Genomic DNA, 14,504 nt, shown 5'->3' with positions numbered 1-14,504 from the left:
TAGGACGGATCAGACGCGCGCCCGGACCTCGCGGCCCGAGGCGAACCGGTCGAGGGCGCCGGTGCGAGCGAGCCCGCGGGCGGCGAGGTACGACAGCAGCCCCGCGAGAACGGCTCCGGACACGACGGCGCACACGGTGTAGATGATCGCGAAGGTCAGCGACGCTCCCGCGTAGTAGTTGATGAGGTCGTTGACGGCCAGCGCCACGCCCGCACCGGCGCCCGCCAGCACGGCCACGTACGCGCGCCAGTTCGCGTAGAGGAAGAGGGCGAACACCAGCTCGGCCCCGAGTCCCTGCACGAGCCCTGAGAGCAGCGTCGACGCCCCCCACTGGTTGCCCACGAGGGCGGACACCGCGGCCGCGACCAGTTCGCCGTACAGCGCGGCGCCCGGTTTACGGATGATGAGCCCCGCGAGAACGCCCGCGAACAGCCAGCCGCCGCCGAGCAGCGCCTGCAGGCCGGGAAGCAGGACCTCGAGCGGTGCACTGAGCGGGTTGTAGGCCACGTTCCACGCCACGAAGATGAGGCCGGAGGCGACCCCGATCACGCTGGCGACGACGATGTCCACGACCCGCCAGCGCGGGTTCGGGCGGGTGCGGCGGCCCGACGGTGTGGTAGTTGCGGTGGTGGTCGATTCGTGCACGATTCGTGCCCCTTCCGTGAGAAAGACAGGCACGGGTCGGGGCACCGACCGGTTGGCCGGTGGCTACCCAGAGAAATCATCTCCCTGCGCTGGCATGACCCAGATCAGGTTCGACGGTCGAAGATTGGTGATCTTCCTCTCAGCCCGGCTCACCGGACTCCCGTGTTCGCCACCAGTCTAGTACCGGGGGCGACGTGTCGCTCAGGCGCTCTTGCGCCTCGGCTTCTTCTTCTCGGGCTCGGCGCCGTCGGACTCGTTCTCCGCGTCCGCCGACGCCGTTGTCGCCGGGGCCTTCTTCCTCGCCGGAGTCTTGCGCGCCGGCTTCTCGTCCGACGCCTTCGGCGCGGCCTTCCTCCCCGCCGCGGGCTTCCGCTTCGGCGGTGCGTCCGCGTCGGCGCTTTCGTCGTCGTCGTCGTCCGAATCCGACGACGCCGCGGGTGCGTCCTTCGCACCGGAGCTCGTGGCTTTCCCACCCGACGAGGCCCGGTTCTTCTCCACGCTGCGTCGCAGCGCCTCCATGAGGTCGAGCACCTCGCCGCCGCCGTCGCCCTCCTCGGCCTCGCCGAAGGTGGCGGCGGTGTCGAAGGTGTCGCCCTGCTCGATCTTGGCCTCGATGAGCTCGCGCAACTGCTCCTGGTAGTCGTCGGTGAACTTGCCCGGTTCGAAGTCGCTCTCGAAACTCTTCACGAGCTGCGATGACATCTGCAGTTCCTTCGCCGACAGAGTCACCCGCTCGTCCAGCGCCGGGAACGTGGCCTCCCGCACCTCGTCGTCCCAGAGCAGCGTCTGCAGCACCAGCACATCGCCGCGCACGCGGAGCGCGGCGAGGCGGGTCTTCTGCCGCAGGGCGAAGTGCACGATGGCGGTGCGATCCGTCTTCTCGAGCGTCTCCCGCAACAACGCATACGCCTTCGGCGACGCCGAGTCGGGTTCGAGGAAGTAGCTGCGGTCGTACATGATCGGGTCGACCTGCTCGCTGGGCACGAACTCCACCACATCGATCTCCCGGCTGCGCTCCTCGGGCAGGGACTTCAGGTCCTCACGGGTGATGACCACGGTGTGCTCGCCGTCGTCGTACGCCTTGTCGATGTGCTGGTAGTCCACGACGTTGCCGCAGATCTCGCAGCGGCGTTGGTACCGGATGCGTCCACCATCCTCGTCATGCACCTGATGCAGCGACACGTCATGATCTTCGGTGGCGCTGTACAGCTTGACCGGCACGTTCACGAGGCCGAACGTGATCGCGCCCTTCCAGATGGATCTCATACGTTCAATGATGGAGTGTTATGGCGACCAAAGACGAGCAAGTCGTCACAATCGACGGGCATCGGCTCACGCTGACCAACCTCGACAAGGTCCTGTACCCGGAGACCGGGACGACCAAGGGCGACGTGCTGTCGTACTACGCCGCCGTCGCCGACCACCTCCTCCCGCACGTCCGCAATCGTCCGGTCACCCGCAAGCGCTGGGTGCACGGCGTCGGCACCGCCGAGCACCCCGGCGAGGTCTTCTTCCAGAAGAACCTCGATGCCGGCACGCCGCGGTGGGTGGCCCGCCGCAGCATTGAGCACCGCACCTCGTCGAACGAGTACCCGCTACTGAACGACCTTGCCACGCTGATGTGGTTGGCGCAGATCGCCGCCCTCGAGATCCACGTGCCGCAGTGGCAGTTCGGTCGTACCGGTGAGCGCCGGAACCCCGACCGGCTGGTGCTCGACCTCGACCCGGGCGAGGGTGCCGGGTTGGCGGAGTGCGTGGACGTCGCCCGGCTCGCGCGGTCGATCCTGACCGACATGGGGCTCGACCCGATGCCCGTCACCAGCGGCAGCAAGGGCATCCACCTCTACGCGGCCATCGACGGGTCCCTGACCTCCGACGAGGTGTCCGCCGTCGCGCACGAACTCGCCCGAGCGCTCGAAGCGGACCATCCCGACCTCGTGGTCAGCGACATGAAGAAGACCCTGCGCACGGGCAAGGTGCTCGTCGACTGGAGTCAGAACAACGGCAACAAGACCACGATCGCGCCGTACTCGCTGCGCGGTCGCTCCCGTCCCACCGTCGCCCTGCCGCGCACCTGGCGTGAGCTGGAGTCGCCCGAGTTGCGGCATCTCGAGTACTCCGAGGTGATGGACCGGATGGAGCGGGATGCGGATCCCCTCGCCGGGCTCACCGCCGGACACCTGGCATCGCCGGAGCCGACCCCGTCGCACTCGGACGCCGTCGAGGCCGCACCCGCGACTCGGGATCGGCTGGCGAAATACCGCAGCATGCGCGACAAGACGAAGACGAGCGAGCCGGTGCCCGATGAGGCGCCTCCGACCACCGAGGGCAGGTCCTTCGTGGTGCAGGAACATCACGCCCGACGCCTGCACTACGACTTCCGCCTCGAGCACGACGGCGTCCTGGTGAGCTGGGCGGTGCCGAAAGGGCTGCCGACGAGCACCACGGAGAATCACCTCGCCGTGCAGACCGAGGATCACCCGCTGGAGTACGGGGAGTTCGAGGGCACCATCCCGCACGGTGAGTACGGTGCGGGCGAGGTGACGATCTGGGAGTACGGCGATTACGAGGAGGAGAAGTGGCGGGAGGGCAAAGAGGTCATCGTCACCCTGCACGGTCGCAAGGGCGAGGCGGGCATGGGCGACCCCAAACGGTACGCGCTGATCCACACCGGAGGGAACGGGCGCGCCGCCAATAACTGGCTGATGCACCTCATGGACGGCACGGCCCCGAAGGTGCGGGCGGCATCCGGCTCGATGAAGCGCGCCACCGCGACCCCGAGCACCGGACGGAGCGCGACTCGCGACGCACGAGGGACCCTCGCCCCGATGCTCGCCACCGCGGGGACTCCCGCCGACCTGCCGGACGTCGAGAACTGGGCGTTCGAGATGAAGTGGGACGGCATCCGGGCCCTCGCCTTCGTGGAGGACGGCGACGTCCGGCTGCTCAGTCGGAACACCAACGACCTCACCCGCACCTACCCCGAACTGCAGGAACTCGTCGATGTCGTGGGTGCGCGGTCAGCCGTCCTGGACGGCGAGATCGTCGCACTCGCCGGTGGGCGACCGGACTTCGGGCGTCTGCAGGAGCGGATGAACCTCACCAAGGCCGCGGACGTTCAGCGCGCCCGGTCGCGCGTGCCGGTGCACTTCCTGCTGTTCGACGCGCTGGAGATCGGCGGCGAGTCGCTGCTCGGCCGGACCTACGACGAACGCCGCGCGGCCCTGCTCGACATCGTGACCGACCGCCGCAACGGGGTGGTGCAGGTTCCTCCGGCCTTCGATGGAGCCCTCGCCGATGCGATCGACAGCAGCAGGGCCCTGAATCTCGAGGGGGTTCTCGCCAAGCGGCGGGACAGCACCTACTCCGGCGGCGTGCGCTCGCGCGCGTGGGTCAAGATCAAGCACAGCCTGCATCAGGAGGTGGTGATCGGAGGATGGCGTCCCGGTAAGGGCCGGCGGGCCAATGGTGTGGGTTCGCTGCTGCTCGCGGTGCCCGACTCCGACGGGCTCCGCTATGTCGGGCGCGTGGGCACCGGCTTCCGGGACAGCGAGCTCGACGCTATCGCGCGTCGGCTGGCCCCGTTGGAGCGGAAGACCAACCCGATGATCGATGTACCGAGACTCGACGCCTCCGATGCGCACTGGGTCCGCCCCACGCTGGTCGGCGAGGTCGAGTTCGCGGAGTGGACCTCGACGAGGCGTCTCCGTCAGCCGAGCTGGCGAGGCTGGCGCCCGGACAAGGCGCCCGAGGACGTGACCGCGCCCGAGCTCTAGCGGCGGTAGTCGTCGAGTTCCGGCTTGGTGGTCTTGCGGCGCAGCAGCGTGAGGAAGTAGAGCACGACACCCACGCCGATGAGCACGAGTCCGCGCACCCAGACGTCGCCATCCTGCTGGGTGAGCAGCAGGATGCAGGACGCGACGCCGAGCACGGGCACGAAGGTCCACACCCGGAAGTGCTTGTGCTCGACCCTGTCCCGCCGGAGCACCAGCACGGCGATGTTGGTGCTGATGAACACGAAGAGCAGAAGCAGCACCACCGTCTCGGCGAGCGAGGCGAGACCACCGGTCGCCGTGAGGATCATGGCGACGGCGGTGGTGGCGAGGATCGCGACCCACGGCGTGCGGCGGTTGGGGAGCACGCGGCCGAGAACCGACGGCAGGAGGCGCTGCTCCGCCATGCCGTAGGTGAGCCTGCTGGCCATGATCATGGTCAGCAGGGCGCCGTTGGCCACGGCGACCAGGGCGATGAAGCTGAACAGCTGCGGCGGAATGCCGAGGCCCGTCGCTTCGACCACGTCGAGCAGCGGGCTCGTCGACCCGGAGAGCTCGTCGGCGGGCATGGCCATCGACGCGGCAAGACCGATCAGCACGTACATGACACCGGCGGTCGCCAGTGCGCCGAACAGCGCGCGAGGGTAGATGCGGGACGGATTCCGCACCTCCTCGGCGACGTTCGCCGACACCTCGAAGCCGACGAACGAGTAGTAGGCGATGATCGCCCCGCCGAGAGTGGCGAGAGCGGGCGATGCCCCGGCAGGGAATTCGGTGATGCGGGACGGATCGGCGTTGCCCGCACCGAGCATGATCGCCACCGCGACGACGACGATGACCAGACCGGTCAACTCGATGATGGTCATGACGACGTTGCCGCGCAACGACTCCTTGATGCCCCGAGCGTTCAGCAGGGCGATCAGGGCGAGGAACACGATCGCGGCCGGCACGGCGGGCACGTCGATGAACTGCCGGAGGTAAGCCCCGGAGAAGGCGAGCGACAGTCCGGCGGCGCTGGTGACACCGGCGGCGAGCATGCTGAAGCCGACCAGGAAGGAGATGATCGGCTTTCCGTAGGCGCGCTCGGCGAACACGGCGGCGCCGCCCGCGCGGGGGTACTTGGTCACGAGCTCCGCATAGGATCCTGCCGTCAGGAGCGCGAGGGCGAGGGCCACCACGAGGGGCACCCAGAGTGCACCGCCGACCTCTCCGGACAGGACTCCGACGAGCGCATAGATTCCCGCTCCGAGCACGTCGCCGAGGATGAACAGATACAGGAGGGGTCCGGTGATGGCGCGATTGAGCTTGGTGGGAGATTCCTGCGGGGCGGTCATGATCGGAAGCCTATTCACGCGACCGGCCCGATGCGGCCCCGCGAGCTCCATCCCCTTGTGGGGGATACGGGCCGGGGGTACCCTTCTGGACTAACGAGGTCCGGATGCGGATGTGGCCCAAAGCACTATTGGAGAGTGCCCGCGGTGCGTACCCGCACTCGTGCCTCGGGGGGAAGGAAGCAGCTGGCACTTCCGCCCCCGGCGCCGGAAGGAGTGAGCCCGCCCGTACCGAGATCGATCGCACCGCGGGGAAGCGGATCGCGCGTGGTCTCCAGGTTCGGGCGGGCTCCGTTGTGAGCGGCGAGTGCTCTCATCCGGTCCGGCCGTCCGAGTGGTCCCCCGGTAAAGCGACCGCGATACCCTCGAACGTGTGAGATTCGCGCATCTGATCGCCGACGGCGACACCACCACCCGCCTTGCCGTGCTCGCCGACACCAGCGAGGCGTTGTTCCTCGACGAGATCCTGGACGACGCTCCCCGGGACCTGCAGGACCTCATCGAGAGGGGCGCCGACGAGGTCTCCCGTGTGACGGCGGTCCTCGATCGCGCGCGCGCGTCGGGTGTGAGCACCACCCCGCTGGCGGACACCCGGTTCGATTCAGGGATCCTCCGACCGCCCGCGATTTATGCCGTGGGCCTGAATTATCGGGCGCACGCCGACGAGCTCAACATCGTCACGTCGTCCGCCCCCACCGTGTTCGCGCTGTGGCCGAACTCCCTCGCGGGGCACGGCGGCGAGACGTCGTGGTCCCCGTCCCTCACCGAGCAGGTCGACTATGAAGTGGAGCTGGGTGTGATCATCGGCACCCCGGCGAGGGACGTGCCGGTGGAGAACGCGCTCGATCACGTCTTCGGGTACACCGTCGTCAACGACATCACGGCGAGAGACCTGCAGTTCTCGGAACAGCAGTGGAGCCGGTGCAAGAGCTTCGATGGTTTCACTCCGACCGGGCCGGTCGTGGTGACCCGGGACGAGGTTGCGGATCCGCAGGATCTGCGCATCCGCGCCATCGTCGACGGAGAGGTGCTGCAGGATGGCAGCACGAGCGAGATGGTGCGCACCGTGGCGCAGCTGATCTCCTTCCTCTCGCGCTCGGCGACCCTGATGCCCGGCACCCTCATCTCGACCGGCACTACCAGCGGGGCCGGCTACTCGCGGGACCCGCAGGTGTTCCTGGTCGACGGATCGACGGTGACGGTGTCGGTCGAGGGGATCGGAGAACTCACCACCCACACGCGCTTCGCTCGGGCGTAGGGTCGGTCCATGACTTCCGACGAGCGCCAGGCCGATCCGATCACCGACCACTCCGTGCCTGCCGACGCCGACTTCCAGGCTGCGGGCTCCGATGAGGCGGGCCCCGCCGATCAGCACGGATCGGCCGACCTCGATGGGGACGGCACCTCCTCCTAGGCTGGAGGAACGACACAACGTTTTTCCGAGAAGGAGTTGTCATGTTCGCCAAGTTTGTGTTCCTGACCGGCGCCGCGTTCGGCTACGTGCTCGGCGCTCGCGCCGGTCGACGCCGGTACGAGGAGATCGTGCACGCGGCGGAGGAGCTCTGGGAGAATCCGCGCGTGCAGCAGTCCGTGGCCGACGCCCAGCGGTTCGTGACCGAAAATGCTCCCGTGGTTCAGGAGAAGGTCACGGTCGCGGCGAAGGATGCGTCGGTCAAGCTCAGCGAGACCGTGAAGGACGTCTCCGACAGGGTGACCGGCACCGCGCAAGAGGTGACCGAGCGCGTGACCGGTACCGCGCACGATGTGTCCGATCGGGTGACGAAGACGTCGCGCGACGTCTCCTCGCTCCTCTCGGGAACCGCGCGGCAGATGGTGGACACGGCACGGCAGGTGGCGGACTCGGCCAAGCACGTCGCCGACACGGTCAGCCACACCGCCGAGGACGTACGCGAGAAGGTGGTGGGTTCCGCCACCGAGGCGCGTACCCGCGTGACCGAGACGGCCGACGACATTCGCCAGCGTGGCAGCGAGGCCGGCGCGAAAGCCGTCTTCTCGGCCGGTGAACGGCGTGACAACGCGCTCGCCGACTTCGACGACAGCGACTTCGAGGATTCCGACCTCGACGCCGAGGAGGCCACCACGATGGGAGCCGACGAACTCGGAACGGACGACCCCGGGCACTTCCCGCGCACGGTCTGATCTCGAACGCTCCGACCCCCGCGTGGTCGGACTGTGCACGGTCCGACCCCGCGCGATCTCACCCCGCACGGTAGCCGCACGCCTGCTCCCCGCTCCGTCGCGGGCCGTCAGCTGTGCGGCGCGTCACCGCCCAGGTCACCCAGCATGTCGGGGGTGATCACGGCGAGCGCCGCGGTGACGGGCTCGATGCCGGCCAGACGGTCGCGCGACAGCAGCTTCAGCACCTGCTCCCGCGTCATGAGACCGTTCTGCACCACCAACTCGGCGATGGTCGAGGAAGAGGTGAGTGCGGTCTTCGCAAGCTGGGACGCCTCGGCGTAGCCGATGTACGGAGCGAGGGCGGTCACCACCCCCACCGAACTGTCGACCTGCGCCGAAAGCCGCTCGGAGTTGGCGGTGATGCCGTCGATGCAGTGCACCCGCAGGGTGCGGGCCGCGTTCCGCAGCCACACGACCGACTGCAGCAGACAGTGCGCGATGACGGGTTCGAAGGCGTTCAGCTGCAGTTGACCGGCCTCCGCCGCCATCGTCACCGTCACGTCCGCACCGGCGATCGCGAAGGCGACCTGATTCACGGCTTCCGGTATCACGGGGTTCACCTTGCCCGGCATGATGCTGGAGCCCGCCTGCCGCGCAGGGAGATTGATCTCGCCGAACCCGGCCTGCGGACCCGAGGAGAGCAGGCGAAGGTCGTTGCAGATCTTCGACAGCTTGATGGCCGACCGCTTGAGGGTGCCGCTGAGGGTCATGAACACGCCGGCGTCGCTCGTCGCCTCGATGAGGTCCGATGCCGTTACGAGCGGCAGCCCGCTGATGTCGCGGAGGTGGCGGCACACCGCCGGCGCGTAGTGGGGATCGGCGGTGATGCCCGTGCCGATGGCCGTGGCGCCGAGGTTGATCTCCGCGAGCAGCGGAAGCGTTTCCGACAGGCGCGCGTGATCCTCCCCCAGAGTTGTGCTGAACCCGTGGAACTCCTGCCCCAGCGTCATCGGTACCGCGTCCTGGAGCTGGGTACGACCGATCTTCAGCACGCCGGCAAACTCGTCGGCCTTGGCGCGGAACGATCCGCGGAGTTCCTCGAGTTCGTCGAGGAGTCCGAGCAGTGAGAGGCTGAGCGCGATCTTGAGGGCCGTGGGATAGGTGTCATTCGTGGACTGGCTGCGGTTGACGTCGTCCAGGGGATGCAGGAAGGAGTAGGCCCCGAACGCATGCCCGGACTTCTCCAGCCCCCGGTTCGCGATCACCTCGTTGGCGTTCAGGTTCGTGCTGGTCCCCGCGCCGCCCTGAATGACCCCCACGACGAACTGGTCGTGCAGGTGTCCGTCCAGAATCTCCGAGCAGACCTCGTCGATGAGCCGCGCTTTCGCTGCGTCGAGAACTCCGATCTCGGCATTGGCGCGAGCTGCGGCCTGCTTGACCATCGCGAAGGCGCGCACGAAATCGGGATAGACGCTCACCGGTCGGCGGCTGATCGGGAAGTTCTCGAGAGCGCGGGCGGTGTGGATCCCCCAGTACGCTCCCGCGGGGACCTGCATGCTGCCGAGCGAGTCGGTCTCGATGCGCGTTGCGCCGGAACCGGCCGGCTCCCCTGGGACGTCAACGGACAAGGGTCGCTCGCGTCGCTGCGGTGTCATCCCCTCACGCTATCGCCGGAGGGGGCGAATTCCCTCGGCACGCGTAGCCTTGACGCATGGGAAACGAATTCGAACCGGATGCCAACGAAGAACGCCTCGTCGACCTCGCTGACGGGGACGAGTTCCCCACCGTGCTGCCGACGGTGGATTCCGACGAACGGGTGGAAGAGGAGCCGGATGTGGATCCCGAAGCTCCGCTCGACCGGGACACTCCGGCGTAACACCCCTAGGAGGCCGGGATCGCCCGGCGTAGCGTTGCTCCATACCCGCCCCTCATCGAACGGAGCACCACATGAGCAAGCTGATTTTCCTGGCAGGACTCGGCACCGGTTACATCCTCGGAGCCAAGGCCGGCCGCGAGCAGTACAGCAAGATCGCCGACGCCGCCAAGACCGCCTGGGAGAAGCCCGCCGTGCAGCGCTTCGTGACCAAGGTGGACGGTGCGGTCGAGACGAAGGCTCCGCTGCTGCACAGCGTCGCGGAGACCGTCCTGACGCCCGGTGACGCATCCAGCGACAGCGGCTCGTCGAGTGACAGCGGCCCGTCCGGCGACAGCGACTCCTCAAGCGACGGCGGTCCGTCGGTCACCGCCGACGGTACCCCGTTCTCGGTGGGCTCCGATGGCACGACGAGCGGCGCCGAAGGCGACCAGTACCGCGGTTGACGCGCAGCGGTGCCGATCGAGGGCTAGCCGATCAGGCCCTCGATCGGCCCGCGTGCGAAGTACACGAGGAAACCGGCGGCGACGATCCAGAGCAGCGGTGAGATGCCCCGGGCGCGACCGGCCAGGGAGCGCACGAGCACCCAGCTGATGAAGCCGACGCCGATGCCGTTCGCGATCGAGAACGTGAGCGGCATGACGATGATCGTGAGGAACACCGGGAGCGACACCGAGAACTCGGTCCAGTCGATGTCGCGGATCTGCGCCACCATGAGCGCACCGACGACGACCAGTGCGGCGGCCGCCACCTCGAGCGGCACCACCTGCGTGAGCGGTGAGAAGAACATGGCCGCGAGGAACAGCACTCCCGTGACGACCGAGGCGAGTCCCGTGCGGGCGCCTTCACCGATCCCCGCCGCGGAATCGATGAAGATCGTGTTGGACGACGACGACGTCGCCCCGCCTGCCACCGCGCCGACGCCCTCGATGATGAGGCCGGAGCGGAGACCAGGGAAGTTGCCGTTCGCGTCGGCGAGGTGCGCACCCTTCGCGAGCCCGGTCATCGTTCCCATCGCGTCGAAGAAGTTCGTGAACACGAGGGTGAAGATCAGCATCGAGGCCGACAGGGCGCCGATGCGCTCGAACGCGCCGAAGTCGAATGCGCCGATCAGGGAGAGGTCGGGAAGCGACACGATCGCCTCCGGCAGCACGGGGGCGTTGAGGTTCCAACCGTCCGGATTGGTGCCGAGCGACGGGCCGACGCGGAAGACCGCCTCCGCCACGATGGCGATGACCGTGCTGGCGATGATGCCGATCAGCAGTGCGCCCCTCACGTTCCGCGCCATGAGCACGCCCATGAGCACGAGCGCGATCACGAAGACCACGGTCGGCAGGGTCGCGATGGATCCCCCTTCGCCGAGCTGCACGGGCGGCGACGCGGCTCCGCTCGACCGCACGAAGCCGGAGTCGACGAAGCCGATGAAGGCGATGAAGAGGCCGATTCCGACCGTGATGGCGGTCTTCAACTGCGGGGGCACGGCATTGAAGATCAATGCCCGCAGCCCGGTGGACGCGAGCAGCACGATGATGAGGCCGTTGATCACGACCAACCCCATCGCCTCCGACCAGGTGACCGAACCGACGACGCTGACCGCGAGGAAGGAGTTGATGCCGAGTCCCGCCGCGATTCCGAATGGCAGGTTAGAGACGACGCCGATCAGGATCGTCATCACACCGGCCGTCAGTGCGGTCACCGCGCCGACCGCCGCGGCCGCCAGATAGCCGCCCTCCACGTCGGTGGCGGCGGACTCCGGGCCGAATCCGCCGATGATGAGCGGGTTCAGGATCACGATGTACGCCATGGTGACGAACGTCACCAGTCCACCGCGCACCTCGCGGCTCACGGTGGAACCGCGTGCCGCAATGGAGAAGTGTCGGTCGAGGACGCTGTGCAGGGTGCGGCGCGGCCGCTCGACTCCAGAGATGGGGACTCCCGGGGGGATGGGGGGGCGTGGATGCGGTCTGCGGCGCCGGATGGGCCGTCGATCATCCTAGAGGGAGGATCGACGGGCGGAGAACCGGCGTCAGCCGCCGTGCAGCGCGGGGACGATCAGGTACACGCCGTACAGCGCGGCGAGACCGCACAGCGCGAAGCAGAAGTAGCCACCGACGGTGGCCGCACGCGAGCGGATCCCGGTGACGGACACTTTTTGTCCGTCATCGTCGTACTCGGTCCCTTCCGCGTGGAGACGCACCCCGAGCGAGAACAGGGCGACCACGACGCCGGCGCCCACCAGGGACGCGATCGCCACGATCGCGAAGTCGGCCCAGTCGATCATGCGCCGAGCTTTTCTTTGCGCTTGCGTGCGGTCGCCTTGCGACCACGGATGGCGGTGCCCGCGACGTCGAGCTCGATGGCGTTCGCCGGACCGACGCGGTGGCGGCGCGACCAGAGCCAGATGCCCAGGATGGTGAGGGTGCCGAGCACGGCGTCGATCGCGATGCCGAGCATGCCGAGCTGGGCGATGATGGCCGCGATGCCGCCGACCGCCGCGGCAGCCGGGAGGGTGAGCAACCAGCCGACGGCGATCCTGCCGACGGTCTTCCAGCGCACCGATGCACCACGCCGCCCGAGCCCGGAGCCGATCACGGAGCCGGAGGCCACCTGCGTGGTCGAGAGGGCGAATCCGAGGTTGGTCGACGCGAGAATCGTGGCAGCCGTGGACGCCTCCGCCGAGAAGCCCTGCGCCGGCTTCACCTCGGTCAGTCCGGAGCCCATGGTGCGGATGATCCGCCAGCCGCCCATGTAGGTGCCGAGCGCGATGGCGATGGCGCACACCGTGATGACCCAGAACTGCGGACCGGTGTCGGCCAGCTGATACCCGCCCGCGATGAGAACCAGGGTGATGACGCCCATGGTCTTCTGCGCGTCGTTGGTCCCGTGCGCGAGGGCGACGAGCGACGACGTGAAGATCTGGCCCTTGCGGAACCCGCCGCGCTCGTTCGGACCGGACGACCGACGAGTGATCGAGTAGGCGAGACGCGTGGCGGCGTAGGCGACGAAGCCCGCGATGGCGGGCGCGAGCAGCGCGGGGAGGATGACCTTGGACAGCACGACACCGAAGTCGACCGACTGGAGACCGGCGCCGATGATGGCCGCTCCGATGAGGCCGCCGAAGAGGGCGTGACTCGAACTGGACGGGAGCCCGCGCAGCCAGGTGATGAGGTTCCACGTGATGGCACCGATGAGGCCGGCGAAGATCATCTCCGGCGTGATGCGGACGCCGTCCTCACCCTCCCGGATCAGACCACCGGAGATGGTTCGGGCGACCTCGGTGCTGAGGAACGCACCGACGAGGTTCAGGAGAGCGGCAACGGCCACCGCGACGCGGGGTTTCATGGCGCCCGTGGCGATGGGCGTGGCCATCGCGTTGGCCGTGTCGTGGAAACCGTTGGTGAAGTCGAAGATGAGAGCGAGCGCGATCACGAGCACGACGATGAGGGCGAAATCCATCACGTGATCTCTGCGTAGGAATACATCGTGCCCGATACTAACCGCACGTGAACGCCCGATGAACGCGCGGGGGCTCCGCCTGCGATCGCCGGGAGTGGAAGACTGGGGGTCCCCCAATCGAAGGAGTTCCATGGCATCCGGCGGCAAGAAGAAGGCAGCGAAGAAGTCTCCCTCCGACGAGGAGAAGGGAACCGGCGTGAAGGCATCGGTACTGAAGGCGTCGAAGTCGGCCACGAAGGGCAAGAAGTCCGACACGACAGACACCAAGGCCACGTCGCGCAAGAAATCGACGTTGGACAAGAAGGCGAAGTCGGACCAGAAGGCCAAGTCGGACCAGAAGGCGAAGTCGGACACGAAGACGAAGTCGGACCGGAAGGCCACATCGAACAAGAAGGCGAAGTCGGACCCGAAGGCCACGAAGGCGAAGTCGGCCTCGAAGACGTCATCGACCTCCTCGAAGCACGCAAGCTCGAAGAACGCCGCGAATAACGTCTCGAAGAACGCCGGGTCGACGAAGTCCGGGTCGAAGAAGAGTTCGGCGAAGAAGAGCACGGTGAAGCCGACATCGCGGAAGTCCGCCGCTGACAGCCGCACGGCCGCGGGCTCCGGATCGCAGCCCACCGACACGTGGACCGTGACCGAACTGCGGGATCGCGCCCGCACTCTCGGTCTCACCGGGTACTACCGGCTGCGGAAGGCCGATCTCCTGGAGCGCATCCTCACCCGCTGACGGGCGCCTTCGGCGCGTTCATCTCCGGCTCGACGACGGTGGACTCGTCGGCACCGAAGGTGAACGTGCGCTCGACGCGGGCACCGGCGAGTGCGGCCGGCAGCCAGCGTTTGGCGTCGTCCCACATCGACTCGAGCGGCAGCGCTCCGACCGGGAACCACTCGGGGGCGAGCTCGTCGGATTCGGTCGGTGTGCCGGTCCATCTCGTGGTGGTGTACACCGACGACTGCTGACTCCAGGCGGGACGCGTGGGGAAGAGGTAGGTCAGGAGTCCGAGGGGGACCAGGTCGTCGGCCGCCACCCGCAGTCCGACCTCCTCCTGCACCTCGCGCACCATCGCCTCGCGGGGGCTCTCCCCCGGCTCGAGCTTGCCTCCGGGCGCTACGTACTTGCCGACGCCGAGGCCCTTCTTCTTGCGGCCGAGCAGCACCTCGGCTGATCCGTCTGTGCCGCGGCGCACGAGATAGCACACGCAGACCTGCGGGAGCTCGGGATTCCGCGCGGGTTCGGTGGTCGGAGTCACGGGGTTGCCTCGATGAGGGCGACCGTTGCGGTCA

The 14,504-nt window shown here is 68.0% G+C and carries 15 protein-coding genes and 1 riboswitch; of the genes, 7 read left to right on the top strand and 8 right to left on the bottom strand.

Features of this window, described 5'->3' with window-relative positions; translation table 11 throughout:
• Window positions 1-9: 9 nt before the first annotated feature.
• Window positions 10-645 carry an ECF transporter S component gene (locus EY822_RS12595; RefSeq protein WP_150308565.1) on the bottom strand — a complete coding sequence of 212 codons (636 nt, stop codon included), beginning with the start codon at window positions 643-645 and terminating at the stop codon, window positions 10-12.
• A gap of 64 nt (window positions 646-709) precedes the next feature.
• Window positions 710-819: riboswitch (TPP riboswitch) on the bottom strand.
• Between the two features lie 27 nt (window positions 820-846).
• Window positions 847-1,911 (bottom strand): non-homologous end joining protein Ku, encoded by a 1,065-nt coding sequence (ku, locus tag EY822_RS12590; protein WP_150308564.1) that lies wholly within the window; start codon window positions 1,909-1,911, stop codon window positions 847-849.
• A 20-nt stretch (window positions 1,912-1,931) separates the two neighbouring features.
• Between ku and EY822_RS12585 the strand changes: the two genes are divergently transcribed.
• Window positions 1,932-4,421: an ATP-dependent DNA ligase gene (locus EY822_RS12585; protein ID WP_150308563.1), complete on the top strand. Its 2,490-nt coding sequence runs from the start codon at window positions 1,932-1,934 to the stop codon at window positions 4,419-4,421.
• Here the strand turns inward: EY822_RS12585 and EY822_RS12580 are convergent.
• Window positions 4,418-5,752: an APC family permease gene (locus EY822_RS12580; RefSeq protein WP_150308562.1), complete on the bottom strand. Its 1,335-nt coding sequence runs from the start codon at window positions 5,750-5,752 to the stop codon at window positions 4,418-4,420. The two genes, EY822_RS12585 and EY822_RS12580, sit on opposite strands and share 4 nt — an antisense overlap.
• A 370-nt stretch (window positions 5,753-6,122) precedes the next feature.
• On the opposite strand from EY822_RS12580, the gene EY822_RS12575 reads away from it, so the two are divergent.
• The 3 genes from EY822_RS12575 to EY822_RS12570 are packed head-to-tail and all read left to right on the top strand — an operon-like array spanning window position 6,123 to window position 7,909.
• Entirely contained in the window at window positions 6,123-7,007 is an 885-nt protein-coding gene (locus tag EY822_RS12575; protein ID WP_150308561.1) for a fumarylacetoacetate hydrolase family protein, read from the top strand.
• Window positions 7,008-7,016: 9 nt separating this feature from the next.
• The gene (locus EY822_RS15500) at window positions 7,017-7,163 is read left to right on the top strand and encodes a hypothetical protein (RefSeq protein WP_227497268.1); all 147 of its coding nucleotides are present in this window, start codon (window positions 7,017-7,019) and stop codon (window positions 7,161-7,163) included.
• Window positions 7,164-7,204: 41 nt separating this feature from the next.
• The gene (locus EY822_RS12570; protein ID WP_150308560.1) at window positions 7,205-7,909 is read left to right on the top strand and encodes a hypothetical protein; all 705 of its coding nucleotides are present in this window, start codon (window positions 7,205-7,207) and stop codon (window positions 7,907-7,909) included.
• A 107-nt stretch (window positions 7,910-8,016) separates the two neighbouring features.
• On the opposite strand, the gene EY822_RS12565 is transcribed toward EY822_RS12570, so the two are convergent.
• Window positions 8,017-9,543, bottom strand: coding sequence for an aspartate ammonia-lyase (locus EY822_RS12565; protein WP_150308559.1), 1,527 nt, complete (start codon window positions 9,541-9,543; stop codon window positions 8,017-8,019).
• Window positions 9,544-9,599: 56 nt separating this feature from the next.
• On the opposite strand from EY822_RS12565, the gene EY822_RS15495 reads away from it, so the two are divergent.
• Window positions 9,600-9,764, top strand: a complete 165-nt coding sequence (locus tag EY822_RS15495; protein ID WP_227497267.1) for a hypothetical protein — start codon at window positions 9,600-9,602, stop codon at window positions 9,762-9,764.
• Between the two features lie 71 nt (window positions 9,765-9,835).
• Window positions 9,836-10,207: a hypothetical protein gene (locus tag EY822_RS12560; protein ID WP_150308558.1), complete on the top strand. Its 372-nt coding sequence runs from the start codon at window positions 9,836-9,838 to the stop codon at window positions 10,205-10,207.
• A gap of 23 nt (window positions 10,208-10,230) precedes the next feature.
• Here EY822_RS12560 and EY822_RS12555 read toward each other — a convergent pair whose 3' ends face one another.
• The 3 genes from EY822_RS12555 to EY822_RS12545 all read right to left on the bottom strand — a co-directional run bounded on the left by EY822_RS12555 (window position 10,231) and on the right by EY822_RS12545 (window position 13,217).
• Window positions 10,231-11,595, bottom strand: coding sequence for an NCS2 family permease (locus EY822_RS12555; RefSeq protein WP_150308940.1), 1,365 nt, complete (start codon window positions 11,593-11,595; stop codon window positions 10,231-10,233).
• 192 nt (window positions 11,596-11,787) lie between these two features.
• The gene (locus EY822_RS12550) at window positions 11,788-12,042 is read right to left on the bottom strand and encodes a hypothetical protein (protein WP_150308557.1); all 255 of its coding nucleotides are present in this window, start codon (window positions 12,040-12,042) and stop codon (window positions 11,788-11,790) included.
• Complete coding sequence (locus tag EY822_RS12545; protein WP_150308939.1) at window positions 12,039-13,217, bottom strand: inorganic phosphate transporter; 1,179 nt, start codon at window positions 13,215-13,217, stop codon at window positions 12,039-12,041. The genes EY822_RS12550 and EY822_RS12545 overlap by 4 nt, the downstream gene beginning before the upstream one ends.
• A gap of 130 nt (window positions 13,218-13,347) precedes the next feature.
• Here EY822_RS12545 and EY822_RS15490 point away from each other — a divergent pair, with 130 nt between their 5' ends.
• A complete protein-coding gene (locus tag EY822_RS15490) occupies window positions 13,348-13,947 on the top strand; it encodes a Rho termination factor N-terminal domain-containing protein (protein WP_227497265.1) in 600 nt (199 codons plus the stop codon).
• On the opposite strand, the gene EY822_RS12530 is transcribed toward EY822_RS15490, so the two are convergent.
• Window positions 13,937-14,470, bottom strand: coding sequence for an 8-oxo-dGTP diphosphatase (locus tag EY822_RS12530; protein ID WP_150308556.1), 534 nt, complete (start codon window positions 14,468-14,470; stop codon window positions 13,937-13,939). The two genes, EY822_RS15490 and EY822_RS12530, sit on opposite strands and share 11 nt — an antisense overlap.
• Between the last annotated feature and the right edge of the window lie 34 nt (window positions 14,471-14,504).

It is taken from the genome of Planctomonas psychrotolerans (genome assembly GCF_008642235.1).
GTDB classification, from domain to species: Bacteria; Actinomycetota; Actinomycetes; order Actinomycetales; family Microbacteriaceae; genus Planctomonas; species Planctomonas psychrotolerans.
The sequence above is the reverse complement of the archived record's forward strand: the minus strand, read 5'-3'. Positions and strand labels throughout refer to the sequence as shown.